At 63.2% G+C, this 14,521-nt stretch carries 10 protein-coding genes and 1 riboswitch; of the genes, 3 read left to right on the top strand and 7 right to left on the bottom strand.

Going from position 1 to position 14,521, the window contains the following annotated elements:
• Nucleotides 1-178: 178 nt before the first annotated feature.
• The 7 genes from gcvP to ACRTG1_RS10110 form a co-directional block, all read right to left on the bottom strand.
• Complete coding sequence (gene gcvP / locus ACRTG1_RS10140) at nucleotides 179-2,980, bottom strand: aminomethyl-transferring glycine dehydrogenase (protein WP_432516219.1); 2,802 nt, start codon at nucleotides 2,978-2,980, stop codon at nucleotides 179-181.
• A gap of 9 nt (nucleotides 2,981-2,989) precedes the next feature.
• Nucleotides 2,990-3,358, bottom strand: coding sequence for a glycine cleavage system protein GcvH (gene gcvH / locus ACRTG1_RS10135; RefSeq protein ID WP_113155437.1), 369 nt, complete (start codon nucleotides 3,356-3,358; stop codon nucleotides 2,990-2,992).
• A gap of 7 nt (nucleotides 3,359-3,365) precedes the next feature.
• Entirely contained in the window at nucleotides 3,366-4,469 is a 1,104-nt protein-coding gene (gene gcvT, locus ACRTG1_RS10130; RefSeq protein WP_206548895.1) for a glycine cleavage system aminomethyltransferase GcvT, read from the bottom strand.
• A 148-nt stretch (nucleotides 4,470-4,617) separates the two neighbouring features.
• Nucleotides 4,618-4,716, bottom strand: a riboswitch (glycine riboswitch).
• A gap of 125 nt (nucleotides 4,717-4,841) precedes the next feature.
• Complete coding sequence (locus tag ACRTG1_RS10125) at nucleotides 4,842-5,225, bottom strand: helix-turn-helix domain-containing protein (RefSeq protein ID WP_113155436.1); 384 nt, start codon at nucleotides 5,223-5,225, stop codon at nucleotides 4,842-4,844.
• Between the two features lie 221 nt (nucleotides 5,226-5,446).
• Nucleotides 5,447-6,286, bottom strand: coding sequence for an S-formylglutathione hydrolase (fghA, locus tag ACRTG1_RS10120; RefSeq protein WP_432516218.1), 840 nt, complete (start codon nucleotides 6,284-6,286; stop codon nucleotides 5,447-5,449).
• Nucleotides 6,287-6,290: 4 nt separating this feature from the next.
• Nucleotides 6,291-6,755, bottom strand: a complete 465-nt coding sequence (locus ACRTG1_RS10115; protein WP_204360909.1) for a YaiI/YqxD family protein — start codon at nucleotides 6,753-6,755, stop codon at nucleotides 6,291-6,293.
• Nucleotides 6,756-6,759: 4 nt separating this feature from the next.
• Nucleotides 6,760-7,887, bottom strand: a complete 1,128-nt coding sequence (locus tag ACRTG1_RS10110) for an S-(hydroxymethyl)glutathione dehydrogenase/class III alcohol dehydrogenase (RefSeq protein WP_113155433.1) — start codon at nucleotides 7,885-7,887, stop codon at nucleotides 6,760-6,762.
• 196 nt (nucleotides 7,888-8,083) lie between these two features.
• On the opposite strand from ACRTG1_RS10110, the gene ACRTG1_RS10105 reads away from it, so the two are divergent.
• From ACRTG1_RS10105 to dnaE, 3 genes are all read left to right on the top strand, one after another.
• Nucleotides 8,084-10,096: an acetyl-CoA carboxylase biotin carboxylase subunit gene (locus tag ACRTG1_RS10105; RefSeq protein ID WP_297560065.1), complete on the top strand. Its 2,013-nt coding sequence runs from the start codon at nucleotides 8,084-8,086 to the stop codon at nucleotides 10,094-10,096.
• Nucleotides 10,097-10,109: 13 nt separating this feature from the next.
• Nucleotides 10,110-10,793, top strand: coding sequence for an HAD hydrolase-like protein (locus tag ACRTG1_RS10100; RefSeq protein ID WP_206546337.1), 684 nt, complete (start codon nucleotides 10,110-10,112; stop codon nucleotides 10,791-10,793).
• 103 nt (nucleotides 10,794-10,896) lie between these two features.
• Complete coding sequence (dnaE, locus tag ACRTG1_RS10095) at nucleotides 10,897-14,421, top strand: DNA polymerase III subunit alpha (protein ID WP_222474237.1); 3,525 nt, start codon at nucleotides 10,897-10,899, stop codon at nucleotides 14,419-14,421.
• Nucleotides 14,422-14,521 lie beyond the last annotated feature (100 nt).

The following is a 14,521-nucleotide window of genomic DNA, read 5'->3' as shown; positions in this document are numbered from 1 at the left end:
CTGTCCGCGAATCAGCCCGCAGTTTGCCATGGTTTGCAAGGCAAAGCGAAGCCTGTTCCGGTTCCGTTCGGAGTGTGTGGACGACGCTTTACCAGAAAGCGGGGGCGCGCGCCAAGAGGTGCGCGGCAATTGAGGCGATCATCTCCCCAGCTTGGGGAGATGATCCGTTTCATCGTGGTCAGCTTGCCAGCGCTTCGATGGGCGGGCAGGCGCAGACCAGATTGCGGTCGCCGCCGACATTGTCGACGCGCGAGACGGGCGGCCAGTATTTGGACGCTGCCTCGAGCGAACCTTCGGGGAAGGCGGCTTCGCTGCGGCTATAGGGATGCGTCCAGTCGTCACCCATCAGCTCCATCGCGGTGTGCGGCGCGTTGGCGAGCGGATTGTCATCCTTCGGCCATTCGCCCTTTTCCACCCGCGCAGCTTCTTCGGCGATGGAGATCATCGCCTGGCAGAAGCGGTCGACTTCGCTCTTCGGCTCCGACTCCGTCGGCTCCACCATCAGCGTGCCCGCAACGGGGAAGCTCATGGTCGGGGCGTGGAAGCCATAGTCGATGAGCCGCTTGGCGATGTCGTCGACGGTGATGCCGGCGCGATCCTTGAACACCCGCGTGTCGAGAATGCACTCATGCGCGACACGGTCGTTGCGGCCTTTGTAGAGCACCGGGTAGTGCTCCTTCAGGCTGTGGGCGATGTAATTGGCGTTGAGGATTGCCATTTCCGTCGCCCGCTTGAGGCCGTCGCCGCCCATCATGCGGATATACATCCATGTGATCGGCAGGATCGACGCGCTGCCATAGGGGGCTGCGGCCACCGCATGGCTGCTGCCGAGCGCCACATGCCCCGGCACGAACGGCTTCAGATGCGCCTTGACGCCGATCGGGCCAACGCCCGGTCCGCCGCCGCCATGGGGAATGCAGAAGGTCTTGTGCAGGTTCAGGTGGCAGACATCCGCTCCCAGATCGCCCGGACGGGCAAGCCCGACCATGGCGTTGAGATTGGCGCCGTCGAAATAGACCTGGCCGCCGTGTTCGTGGATCACCGCGCACATGTCGCGCACGCCTTCCTCGAACACGCCGTGGGTCGACGGGTAGGTCAGCATCAGCGCCGCCAGCTTGTCGGCGTGCTCTTCCGCCTTCGCCTTCAGGTCGTCCTGATCGATATTGCCATCTTCCGTGCAGCGCACGACCACCACCCGCATGCCGGCCATGGAGGCGGACGCCGGGTTGGTGCCATGGGCGGAGGAGGGGATGAGGCAGATATCGCGGTCACCTTCGCCGCGCTCGGCGTGATAGCGGCGGATGGCCAGGAGACCGGCATATTCGCCCTGGCTACCGGCATTGGGCTGCAGCGAAACTGCGTCGAAGCCGGTGATTTCCGAGAGCCAGCGGTCCAGATCGTCGATCATGCGACGATAACCCAACGTGTGTTCCGGCGGAGCGAAGGGGTGAAGGCCACCCACTTCCGGCCAGCTCACGGGCATCATCTCGGCAGCAGCGTTGAGCTTCATGGTGCAGGAGCCAAGCGGGATCATGGCGCGGTCGAGCGCAAGATCCTTGTCGGCGAGCCTGCGCAGGAAGCGCATCATTTCCGTTTCCGAGCGGTGAGAGTGGAAATCCGGCTGCGTGAGGAAGCCTTCGCCGCGCGCTGCGGCCGGGGCAAGGCGCGGTGCGCTTTCCGGCACGGTGGCGCCGAACAGGGCTGCCAGTGCGGCCAGATCGTCTTCGGTCGTCGTCTCGTCAAAGGCGACGCTGACGCGGTCCGCGTCGAGAACGCGCACAAGGCGGCCCTCGGCCTCGGCTCCGGCCGCGATCTCCTGCGCCTTGCCGGGAACGGTGACGGTGACCGTGTCGAAGATGACATCGCCTGCAAGCGAAAGGCCGGCAGCCTTGAGGCCCGCATGGAAGCGGGCTGCGCGCTCATGCACCTGCTCGGCAATTGCAGCGAGCCCTTCCGGGCCATGCCAGATGGCAAAGGCTGCGGCCATGTTGGCAAGCAGTGCCTGCGCGGTGCAGATGTTGGAGGTCGCCTTGTCGCGGCGGATGTGCTGCTCGCGGGTCTGCAGCGCCAGACGGTAGCCCGGACGGCCATGCGCATCGACCGACTGGCCGACGAGGCGGCCGGGCATGAGGCGCGTCAGCTTGTCCGATACGGCGCAATAGGCCGCGTGCGGACCGCCAAAGCCCATCGGAACGCCATAACGCTGCATCGAGCCAACGGCGATTTCTGCGCCCAGTGCTGCCGGCGTTTCGCTCAACAGCAGGCCGAGCGGGTCGGCCACCATGATGACGATGGCGCCCTTGTCCTTTGCCTCGGCGATCAGCGCGCCGTGGTCACCATGAACGCCATAGGTGTCGGTCCACGGAACGATGAGGGCGAAGGTGTTGTCGTCGATCGTGTCGCCATCGACCTCGATGCCCAGCGGCTCCGCGCGGGTGACCACCACGTCGCGGGTCTGCGGGTGCAGTTCGCCGGCAATCGCCAGCTTGCTGCGCTTGGAGCGATGATGACGCCAGGCAATGCCCACGGCTTCGGCCACGGCCGAACCTTCGTCCAGCAGCGAGGCGGAGGCGACCGGCAGGCCGGTCAGTTCCGTCACCAGCGTCTGGAAGTGGAACAGAAGCTCAAGGCGGCCCTGGCTGATTTCCGACTGGTAGGGCGTGTAGGCCGTGTACCAGGCAGGGTTTTCAAACAGGTTGCGCTGGATGACCGGCGGAACCTTCACGCCGTGATAGCCGGCGCCGATGAAGCTCTTGAGCACCTTGTTCTGGCGCATGGCTGCGCCGAGCTCTTCGAGCGCCTCGGTCTCGCTGGCTGCCGGCGGCAGGTCGAGCGGACGGTCGAGGCGGATCGAATTCGGCACGGCCTGCGTGATCAGCGTCTCGAGCGACGGAACGCCGAGCGTGGCCAGCATGGCCTTGGTTTCTTCACCGCGCGGGCCGATATGGCGGGCGGCGAAAGGGAGTGTGTTGGCGGACATGGTGTTTCCTCAGGCAATCGACGCCTTGTAGGCGGCTTCGTCCATCAGGCCTTCGAGCTGGCTTTCATCGGAGAGCTTCATCTTCCACAGCCAGCCATCGCCGGTGGGGGCGGAGTTCACGAGGGCCGGGTCGCTTGCAAGCGCTTCGTTGACCTCGGAGATCTCGCCATCGGCAGGCGCGTACACATCGGAAGCGGCCTTCACGGATTCAACCACGACGGCGGTGTCGCCCTTGGAGAGCGTTGCGCCGGTTTCGGGCAGTTCCACGAACACCAGATCGCCGAGCTGTTCCTGAGCGTGATCGGTGATGCCGACGGTTGCGACGCCGTTCTCGACTTTGATCCACTCGTGGTCTTCGGTGAAATAGGTCTGGCTCATCTGGCTGTTATCCTTTTTTGTAGCGCTGCGGCGTGAAGGGCAGGGTATGGACATCAAGTGCGATGCGGTTGCCGCGCACTTCGGTGAAAAGACGGGTGCCGGGTTCGGAAAGCGCCTTGGCGACATAGCCCATCGCCACCGGATGACCGGCGGAGGGGCCAAAACCGCCCGATGTGACGCGGCCGACCTTTTCGCCGGCTTCGTTGATGAGCGGTGCGCCGGCGCGCACCGGCTGGCGGCCTTCCGGCTTCAGGCCGACGCGCTTTTCCTTCGCGCCATCGGCAATGATCTTCTGCAGGGCCTCGGCGCCGATGAACCGGCCTTCGGAGCGCAGCGCCTTCGGCACGGCCCAAAGGATGGCGGCATTGGCCGGATCGGTCGTCTCGTCGAGATCCTGACCATGCAGGCAGAGCCCGGCTTCGAGTCTGAGGCTGTCGCGGGCGGCAAGGCCAACCCACTGGACGCGCTCGTCGTCGAGCAGTTTGCGGGCAAAGCGCTCCGCCTGATCGACCGGCAGCGCCACCTCGAAACCGTCTTCGCCGGTGTAGCCCGAACGGGTGGCGAACCAGCCCTCATGCGGCTCCGTGCCGGTCATGAAGACGAGATCGCTGAGGTCGAGGCCGGCGGCGATCAGGATGGCTTCTGCGTCGGGGCCCTGAAGGGCGAGGAGGACGCGCTCGAGCGCGGTGAAGGAGATGTCGAAATCTGCGGCGATGGCGCGGAGATGCACTTCATCCTTCGCGGCATTGCCGGCATTCGCCACGATCATGTAGCGGTTTTCGCCGAGCCGGGTGACGATCAGGTCGTCGATGATGCCGGCATTCTCGTTGAGAAGGACGGTGTATTTCGACTGGCCTTCCCTGAGCGCCGTCGCATCGAGCGGGCAGGCGCGCGACAGGAAGGCTGCTGCGTCTGCGCCTTCAACCTCGAAGAGCTGCATGTGAGAGATGTCGAACAGTCCGGCGCTTTCGCGCGTGTGGATGTGTTCTTTCATCACGCCGGCGGGATAGGTCAGGGGCATGCGCCAGCCGGCGAATGCGCCAAAACGTGCGCCGGCATCTTCATGCAGCGCTTCCAGCGGCAGATGTTTCAGGGATTCGGTGTTGCTCATCATTCCTCCAGAATCGCACGCATGCCGCGGGAAGCGACATGTTCGTGCCCCTCTGTCGGAAGCCTGAGAGACTCGCGCAGCCGGAACTCTGTCGACCACGCTTACACCTTCGGCGCGGGGATCGCTCCCCGACTTTCCAGAGTGTCTTGACCTGTCTACGGTTCTTTTGCCTGAGAGATTTCGGGCGATTTCCCCTTCGGCGTCCGCCCCGGTTTTCCCCGGTTTGGCTCTCTCCCGCAAACAGGCAGGGCTGCTGCCCTCGACGGCTGGAAACTAGCGCACGCCGTTGTGTTTGTCACCTGTCATAACGCCGGTCGTGGTCGTGGCATCACGCTTTCTGTGCACAATGTCGCATCAGAAGAAATCCGCGCGTCAGCCAGCGCCTTCAGCGCGCGCAAGGTCGGTTTCGATCTGCGCGACAATGCGGTTGGTTTCTTCCTGGAGCCTGCGGATGCGCTTCAGGTTGGCTGCGACGGCGTTGACCAGTTCCGAGCGGCTTTCGTCGGCTGGCGAAACGCCCACGCCGTGCAGCAGCCAGGAGAGGCTGACATTGAGAACGCCGGCGAGCATGGCCAGCCGGTTTGCGCGCGGCTGCGAGCGGTCGCTTTCCCAGGCCTGTATCGTGGCTGCCTTCACGCCGAGGCGACGGGCGAGTTCGGCAACCGAGAGGCCGACGGCGTCGCGCGCCCGGGAGAGGCGGCCGCCCATCGTGTCGCGGTCGGGTGTGTCTGAATAAATATGTGCTGTGTCCTGCACCGGGCAGCACCTCCGTTTTCGATCATCATTGGGTGGCATTCTGAGCTCAATGATCCCGCATTTTAGGGCGGGTTTGCTCCCGAAAGCATGCCGGATGCGACGCGCCGGCACAAGTTTGCGCCGGCGCGTCAATCGTCGTGGAGGTGAAAAGCCGTTTGCCGGCAGAATGTTAGTCGAAGAACATGATGAGATGATTCATCGGCTTCATGTGTTGATTCAGGTCAGCCGGCTGCGAGGCGCTTTGCGTGCCAGGCAAGATGGTCGTCCATGAAGGTCGAGATGAAGAAGTAGGAGTGGTCATAGCCCTCACGCATGTTGAGCGTGAGCGGAATGCCCGCCTTTTTGCAGGCCGCTTCGAACAGCCATGGCCTGAGGCCCTCGTCCAGGAAGCCGTCAGCCGCGCCCTGATCGATCAGGAATTCGGGAAAGCGAGCGCCGTCGGCTACCAGCGCGCAGGCGTCGTTTCCGCGCCACGTGGCTTCGTCCGCTCCCAGAAATTTCTCCAGCGCCGGTTTCGACCAGCCCGCAGTCGAGGGTTCGACGATGGGGGCGAAGGCGGAGCAGCTTTTGAAGCGGTCGGGGTTTTTAAGCGCGATGGTCAGCGCCCCGTGGCCACCCATGGAGTGTCCGAAAATGCCCTGGCGATCCATGTCCGCCGGAAATTTTTCGGCGATCAGCGCCGGCAGTTCCTCTGTGATGTAGGAATACATGCGGTAGTTCTTGGCGAAGGGTTCCTGCGTGGCGTCCACATAGAAGCCTGCGCCCTTGCCGAACTGCCAGTTGTCCGCCTCGTCCGGCACGTCGTCGCCGCGCGGGCTCGTGTCCGGGCAGACCACGATCATGCCGAGTTCAGCGGCCATGCGGCGGTATTCGCCCTTGTCCATGACATTGGCGTGCGTGCAGGTGAGGCCTGACAGATACCACAGGACCGGGCAGGGGCCATCAGCTGCCTGCGGCGGCACGAACACAGCGAAAGTCATGTCGCACTGGCAGGTTTTCGAGGTGTGGCTGTAAACGCCCTGGACGCCGCCATGGGAGCGTGCGGTGGAGACGGTCTTCATGAGGTCAGTCCCTGTTTTCTTTCAAAGCGCGGCGCACGGTGCGGTCGAGCGCCTGCAGGAAGTCGGAGCGGTCGCGTGCGGTGAAACCGGGATTGTATCCCTTGATCTCACCGGATTCGCGCAGATCCTGTTTGAGGTTGCGCATGGCGACCGCCATGCCGATGGTTTCGGGCGTGAACGGGCGGCCGGTGGGGCCGAGCACATGCACGTCCATCTCCACCAGGCGCGCGGCCAGCGGCACGTCCGCCGTGATGGCGATGTCTCCGGCCACGGCATTCTCCACGATCCAGTCATCGGCGGCGTCGGCGGTGCCGGGCACCACCACATGCCGCACCATGGGATCGCGTGAGGGGCGCAGCCCGCCATTGGAGACATAGACGATGACAAGCCCGTGCCGCTCGGCGACACGGGCTGCTTCCGGTTTCACCGGACAGGCGTCTGCATCCACATAGATGGTCGACAAGGTGATGGCCTCAGTAGACCACCACGGAGCGGATGGATTCGCCCGCATGCATGAGGTCGAAGCCCTTGTTGATCTCGTCCAGCGACAGGGTGTGCGTGATCATCGGGTCGATGTCGATCTTGCCCTCCATGTACCAGTCGACGATCTTGGGCACATCCGTGCGGCCGCGTGCGCCGCCAAAGGCGGTGCCTTTCCAGGTGCGTCCGGTGACCAGCTGGAAGGGACGGGTGGAGATTTCCTGACCCGCACCGGCCACGCCGATGATGATGGACTCGCCCCAGCCGCGATGCGCGCTTTCCAGCGCCTGACGCATCACATGGACATTGCCCGTGCAGTCGAACGTGTAGTCCGCGCCGCCGATCTGGTCTGCGCCGCGCTTGGTCATGTTGACGAGATAGGGGACGAGGTCTTCGCCGGCTTCCTTCGGATTGACGAAATGCGTCATGCCGAATTTCTCGCCCCATTCCTTCTTGTCGTTGTTCAGGTCCACGCCGATGATCATGTCGGCGCCGGCAAGCCGGAGGCCCTGGATCACGTTGAGGCCGATGCCGCCGAGGCCGAACACGATGGCCGTCGAGCCGATCTCGACCTTGGCGGTGTTGATGACCGCGCCGACGCCCGTGGTCACGCCGCAGCCGATGTAGCAGATCTTGTCGAAGGGCGCGTCGGGGTTGACCTTGGCGACCGCGATTTCGGGCAGAACGGTGAAGTTCGAGAAGGTCGAGCAGCCCATATAGTGATGCAGCTTCTCGCCGTTGAGGGAGAAACGGCTCGTGCCGTCCGGCATCAGGCCCTGGCCCTGGGTGGAGCGGATGGCGGTGCACAGATTGGTTTTCTGCGACAGGCAGGACGGGCACGCACGGCACTCGGGCGTGTAGAGCGGGATCACGTGATCGCCCTTCTTGAGGCTCGTCACGCCGGGACCGACATCAACGACGACGCCAGCGCCTTCATGGCCGAGAATCGCCGGGAAGATGCCTTCCGGATCTGCGCCGGAGAGGGTGAACTCATCCGTATGGCAGATGCCGGTCGCTTTCACCTCGATCAGCACTTCGCCTTCGCGCGGGCCATCGAGGTCTACCTCCATGATTTCAAGTGGTTTTCCTGCCTGAACGGCAACAGCGGCGCGGGTTTTCATGGACAATTCTCCTGCAAGTCCGGAATCTAAGCCGAAAGTTTCAGGAATTGTTATGTCCCGCAAGCCCGTTCCGGCCATAGGATGACGCAATCTGACAAACCCGCTTCTCATGCGACAATTGTGTGAAACGCTTGAGCGGGGGCAAGCAAAGCCATAAAACAGAAACGACGTCGCTCGTTGGGGGGAAACACCGTTCATGTTCAAGAAGATCCTCGTCGCCAATCGCGGTGAAATCGCCTGCCGGGTCATGAAGACAGCGAGGAGGATGGGCATCGCCACCGTTGCGGTCTATTCCGACGCCGATGCCGACGCGGTGCATGTGGACATGGCCGACGAGGCCGTTCACATCGGACCGCCCGCCGCCAGTCAGAGCTATCTGGTCGCAGACAGGATCATCGCCGCCTGCAAGGAGACCGGCGCAGAGGCCGTGCATCCGGGCTATGGCTTCCTTTCCGAGAATGCAGGGTTCTGCGAGCGACTGGAAGCCGAGGGCATCGTTTTCATCGGCCCCAAGCCGAAGGCCATCAAGGCCATGGGCGACAAGATCACCTCCAAGAAGATTGCCGCCGAGGCCGGAGTCTCGACCGTTCCCGGTTTCATGGGACTGATCGATGATGCCGAACATGCGGTGCGCATCGCGGGTGAAATCGGTTACCCGGTGATGATCAAGGCGTCGGCGGGCGGCGGCGGCAAGGGCATGCGGATTGCCTGGAACGATGACGAGGCGCGCGAAGGGTTCGAGCGCTCGAAATCGGAAGCTGCGTCCTCTTTCGGCGATGATCGCATCTTCATCGAGAAATTCATCGAGGAGCCGCGCCATATCGAGATACAGGTGCTGGCGGACGCGCATGGCGCGTGCCTGCATCTGGGCGAGCGCGAGTGCTCCATCCAGCGCCGCAATCAGAAGGTGGTGGAGGAGGCTCCGTCGCCCTTTCTGGATGCCGAGACGCGCGCGGCCATGGGCGCACAGTCTGTGGCGCTCGCAAAAGCCGTTGATTATCAAAGCGCCGGCACGGTCGAGTTCATCGTCGACAAGAACCGGAATTTCTATTTTCTGGAGATGAACACGCGCCTTCAGGTGGAGCATCCGGTGACCGAGCTTGTCACCGGCATCGACCTGGTGGAGCAGATGCTGCGGGTGGCGGCAGGCGAGGCGCTGTCCTTCGGTCAGGCCGATGTGAAGCTCAATGGCTGGGCCATTGAAAGCCGTATCTATGCCGAAGATCCGGTGCGTAACTTTCTGCCGTCCATCGGCAGGCTCACCCGTTACCGTCCGCCGCAGGAGGGGCGTTTGGGCGATGCCGTCCTGCGCAACGATACGGGCGTGACGGAAGGGTCGGAAATCTCGATGTTCTACGACCCGATGATCGCCAAGCTCTGTACCTGGGCGCCCGAGCGACTTGATGCGATCAACGCGATGAGCGAGGCGCTGGACCGTTTCGTGATCGACGGAATCGAGCACAACATTCCATTCCTCGCAGCTCTGATGAGCCATCCGCGCTGGCGCGAAGGGCGTCTGTCAACCGGCTTCATCGCGGAGGAGTTTCCTGACGGGTTTGCGCCGCCATCGCCCATGGCGGGCGAGCGCACGGTGCTTGCTGCGGTGGCGCTGGCCGTGGAGCTTCTGCGGCGTGATCGTCTCGACCGGCTGACCGGCCGTCTTGCACCGCATTCGGGCGAACTGAAGCGCGACTGGGTGGTGCGGCTCGATGACGATTATCTGTCCGTCAGCCTTGTCGAAGGCATGATCTCGATCCCGCTGGAAATGGACATTCGCATTGGCGATGCCGATCCGGTGACCGTGCGCTCTTCCTGGCGTCCGGGGGAGCCGGTCTGGGAAGGCGATGTCAATGGCCGCACTGTCGCCGTTCAGGTGCGTCCGATCCTCAACGGCGTTCAGGTCGCCTGGCAGGGTGTGGCTGCGAATGCGCGCGTGATGCTGCCACGCATTGCCGAGCTTGACCGCCTGATGCCCGTGCGTGAAGCGCCCGATACGTCGAAAATGCTGCTTTGCCCGATGCCGGGTCTGGTCGTGTCCATCGCGGTCGCCACCGGGCAGGAGGTCAAGGCGGGCGAAATACTCGCCGTTGTCGAGGCGATGAAGATGGAGAATGTCCTGCGCGCCGAGCGTGACGGGATGGTGGCAAAGATCAATGCCGCGCCCGGTGACAGCCTCGCCGTGGATGCGGTCATCATGGAATTCGAATAGGAGCTTTCCAAAAATGGCGCAGATGGAAAAGCGGGCAGCGGTGCTGTTCGATCTCGACGGCACGCTGACGAACCCGTTTGTCGGCATTTCCAGCTGCATCCGCCATGCAATGGAGAAGATGGGGCGCACGGCCCCGGATGACGCCACCATTCGCTCCCATATCGGGCCACCCCTGCAGGTCACCTTCGCCACGTTTCTGGAAACCAGCGACGAAGGGCGCATCTGGGAGGCCGTCGGGCACTATCGCGAACGTTATCAGGACGTCGGAAAGTTCGAGAATGAGCTCATTCCCGGCATCAGGGAGACGCTTTCCCATTGTGTCGATGCAGGGCATTTCCTCTCCGTGGCGACCTCGAAGATGGAAGCCTACAGCAAGGATATCATTGCGCATTTCGATCTCGCGCGCTTCTTCGATGCAGTGCACGGCTCTGCCCCCGATGGGACCAATGCCAACAAGGCGGACCTGATCCGGCACATCATCGCCAGTGAAGGGATCGAGCCCGAAAACACGGTGATGATCGGCGACCGGCTTCACGATGTTGCCGGCGGCAAGGCGAATGGCGTGCCGGCCATTGGCGTTCTCTGGGGATTTGGCGACCGGGCCGAGCTGGCGGAAGCGGGCGCGGTCGGTATCGTGGAAGAGCCGGCAGAGCTGGCCGTCGAAATCGACCGGGTTCTGGCTGCAGAGACGGTCTGACGCGTTCAGAAAGCCGTGTGCTGCCGGGTGACGGGCCTTTACCCCCGGTGCCCGATGCGGGACAATGAGCTTTGAGTCTTCAAGAAGCAGTTGGCAGCAATTCATGGCGAGCGACAGGCGTTTGCGCGATCCGATTTTCGCAGCGGCGGAGCGTGAAAGAAACCGGCCCGAACGGCCCTTCATTCACCTGCGGGTGCATTCGCCCTATTCGCTGCTGGAAGGCGCGCTGCCTCTTGGAAAGGTCATTGGCCATGCGCTGAAGGATGAAGCGCCGGCCATCGCCATCACCGACACCAACAATCTGTTCGGCGCGCTGGAGTTTTCCCAGAAAGCCTCCAAGGAGGGGCTGCAACCCATCGTCGGCTGCCAGCTTGACTGCGCGTTTGAGGACGCGCTGGCGGAAAGCCGCCGCGGCAATGGCCGCAAGGGTGGGGGCGCGCAGTATGAACCGCTGGTTCTGATCGCTTCGACCGAGGCAGGTTACGCCAATCTGGTACGGCTCGTCAGCCGCGCCTATCTCGACAATGAGCCGGGCGAGGCGACCCATATCACCACGGAATGGCTGACCGAGCTGGCCGACGGCATCATCTGCCTGAGCGGCGGTCCGCGCGGGCCGATCGGCGCCGCATTGAAGGCCGACCGGCCCGAGGTTGCCGAGGAGCGGTTGCTTTTCCTGAAGGAATGCTTTGGCAACCGGCTCTATGTGGAACTGGAGCGTTTTGAGGGGTACGACCGGGTTGTCGAGGCGGCAACCGTCGATCTCGCCTACAAGCTCGAACTGCCGCTGGTTGCGACCAATGAGGCGTTTTTTCCCGCCCGTGAGGATTACGAGGCCCATGACGCGCTGATCGCCATCGCCGAGGGCGCGGTGATCGCCATGGACGACCGCCGCCAGCTCACGCCGGACAATTATCTCAAGAGCCAGGCCGAGATGGCGCGGCTCTTTTCCGATCTGCCCGAGGCCATCGACAACACGATCGAGATCGCCCGGCGCTGTTCCTATTTCACGCAGACGCATCCGCCGATCCTGCCGCGCTTTACGGGCGCGGATGCGGCCGACGCCGAGGCGGCGCTTCAGGCCGAGGCTGACGAATTGCGGCGTCAGGCCCGCGAAGGTCTCGACCACCGCCTCAATTCACAGGGTCTGGCCGAAGGCTATACGCGCGAGCAATATGCCGAGCGCCTCGATTATGAGCTCGGCATTATCGAGCGGATGAAGTTCCCGGGCTACTTCCTGATCGTTTCGGACTTCATCAAATGGGCGAAGGCTCAGGATATCCCTGTGGGACCGGGGCGTGGTTCGGGTGCTGGCTCGCTCGTCGCCTACGCGCTCACCATTACCGATGTGGACCCGCTGCGCTTCTCGCTTCTGTTCGAGCGCTTCCTGAACCCCGACCGCGTGTCGATGCCTGACTTTGATATCGACTTCTGTCAGGATCGCCGCGAAGAGGTGATCCGCTACGTGCAGCGCAAATATGGCCGCGATCAGGTGGGTCAGATCATCACCTTCGGTACGCTGCAGGCCCGCGCCGTTCTGCGCGATGTGGGGCGCGTGCTGCAGATGCCCTATGGCCAGGTCGACCGGCTCTGCAAGATGGTGCCTTCGAACCCGGCCAATCCCACGCCGCTGCCCAAGGCCATCGAGGATGAGCCGCGCTTCGCCGAAGAAGTGGAGAAGGAGCCGATTGTCGGCACGCTTCTCGATTATGCCCAGAAGCTAGAAGGTCTCTACCGCCACGCCTCGACGCACGCCGCCGGCATCGTGATCGGCGACCGGCCGCTCTCCGAGCTGGTGCCGATGTATCGAGACCCGCGCTCCGACATGCCGGTCACCCAGTTCAACATGAAATGGGTCGAGCAGGCGGGGCTGGTGAAGTTCGACTTTCTCGGCCTGAAGACGCTGACCGTTCTGGAAACGGCGGTGAAGCTCATCCGCCGCCGGGGCATCGAGATCGATCTGGCGCATATCCCGCTCGACGATCCGGAAACCTACGCGATGCTCTCGCGCGGCGAGACGGTCGGCGTGTTCCAGGTGGAATCGGCCGGCATGCGCAAGGCGCTGATCGGCATGAAGCCCGACCGCATCGAGGACATTATCGCGCTGGTCGCGCTCTATCGTCCCGGTCCGATGGAGAACATCCCCACCTACAATGCGCGCAAGCATGGTGACGAGGAAATCGCCTCGATCCACCCCAAGATCGACCATCTGGTGAAGGAGACGCAGGGCGTTATCGTTTACCAGGAGCAGGTGATGCAGATCGCGCAGGAGCTGGCCGGCTACACGCTCGGTCAGGCTGACCTTCTGCGCCGCGCCATGGGTAAGAAGATCCGCGCGGAGATGGAGAAGCAGCGCGGCATCTTCGTGGATGGCGCGACCGAGCGCGGCGTTTCCAAGCAGCAGGCAAACTTCATCTTTGACCTGCTCGCCAAGTTCGCCGACTACGGCTTCAACAAGTCGCACGCCGCTGCCTACGCCATCGTCTCCTATCAGACGGCCTATCTGAAGGCGCATTACCCGGTCGAGTTCCTCGCCGCGTCGATGACCTACGACATGGCCAACTCCGACAAGCTGAACGACTTCCGCCGCGACGCCATGCGGCTCGACATTGAAGTCGTGTCGCCATCGGTTCTGACCTCGCATCGTCCGTTCGAAGTGGGTGAGAACAAGATTTTCTACTCTCTCGCCGCCATCAAGGGCGTGGGCGACGCGGCGGTGGAGCACATCGTCGAGAAGCGCAACGAGAAGCAGTTTGAGAGCCTTGAGGATTTCTGCGCCCGCATCGATCCCAAGATCGTCGGCAAACGGGTTTTGGAAAGCCTGATTCAGGCCGGCGCATTCGACTGTTTCGGTCTCGACCGCGCGGCCCTGTTCGGCGGCATCGACCGGCTTATGGGCATGGCGGCACGCGCGGCCGAAGACGCGGCCATGGGGCAGGGCGACATTTTCGGCATGTCGGGCGGCGGCGAGCCGCAGAAGCTCCATCTGCCGGTGGTCGAGCCATGGTCCGCCGCCGACAAGCTGCACCGCGAGTTCCAGGTGGTCGGCTGCTATCTCTCGGCGCATCCGCTGGATGAGTATGCCGAGATCCTGGAAAAGATGCGCGTGCAGAACTGGGGCACATTCCAGGCTGCAGTGAAGCGCGGGGCGACCGCCGGGCGGCTTGCCGGCACCGTCACCTCCAAGCAGGAGCGGCGCACGCGCACCGGCAACAAGATGGGCATCATCCAGTTGTCCGACGCCACCGGACAGTATGAGGCCGTCCTGTTTTCCGAGGCGCTCGCGCAATATCGCGATCTTCTGGAAGCGGGTTCCTCCGTGGTCATCATGGTGGGGGCTGAAAACCGGCCCGAAGGCGTCAATCTGCGCATTCAGGGCGTGCAGTCGCTCGAGGAAGAAGCCTGCCGGATGCAGAAGGCGCTGCGCATCTATCTGCGCGACCCCAAGCCGCTGGCGGCCATCTCCTCGCAGCTCACCCAGCGCGGTGATGCGCAGGTGAGCCTCGTCGTCATCAAGGAAGGCGGGCAGGGCGAGATCGAGGTCGGGTTACCCAACCGCTACCGGATCTCACCGCAGGTTGCGGCCGCCATGCGGGCCGTGCCGGGCGTTGTAGAGGTTGAACTTGTTTAGGCGTTGCGCCACAAGGTGAGCGCAGCAACTTCTGGTCGTTTTTGCAAATTTCCGCGATCAGGGATTTTTCATTATTTTTTAGTTTTGGGGCCTGTTTTTC

The sequence above is a fragment of the Nitratireductor sp. PBL-C9 genome (assembly GCF_050877045.1).
Lineage (GTDB): Bacteria > Pseudomonadota > Alphaproteobacteria > Rhizobiales > Rhizobiaceae > Nitratireductor > Nitratireductor aquimarinus.
This window is presented reverse-complemented; position numbering and strand designations above follow the sequence as displayed.

Excerpts from the sequence above, each read along its gene's own strand:
- fghA (WP_432516218.1), bottom strand. The coding sequence starts at position 6,286 with ATGAAGACCGTCTCCACCGCACGCTCCCATGGCGGCGTCCAGGGCGTT.
- ACRTG1_RS10100 (WP_206546337.1), top strand. The coding sequence starts at position 10,110 with ATGGCGCAGATGGAAAAGCGGGCAGCGGTGCTGTTCGATCTCGACGGC.
- gcvH (WP_113155437.1), bottom strand. The coding sequence starts at position 3,358 with ATGAGCCAGACCTATTTCACCGAAGACCACGAGTGGATCAAAGTCGAG.
- dnaE (WP_222474237.1), top strand. The coding sequence starts at position 10,897 with ATGGCGAGCGACAGGCGTTTGCGCGATCCGATTTTCGCAGCGGCGGAG.
- ACRTG1_RS10105 (WP_297560065.1), top strand. The coding sequence starts at position 8,084 with ATGTTCAAGAAGATCCTCGTCGCCAATCGCGGTGAAATCGCCTGCCGG.
- gcvP (WP_432516219.1), bottom strand. The coding sequence starts at position 2,980 with ATGTCCGCCAACACACTCCCTTTCGCCGCCCGCCATATCGGCCCGCGC.
- ACRTG1_RS10110 (WP_113155433.1), bottom strand. The coding sequence starts at position 7,887 with ATGAAAACCCGCGCCGCTGTTGCCGTTCAGGCAGGAAAACCACTTGAA.
- gcvT (WP_206548895.1), bottom strand. The coding sequence starts at position 4,469 with ATGAGCAACACCGAATCCCTGAAACATCTGCCGCTGGAAGCGCTGCAT.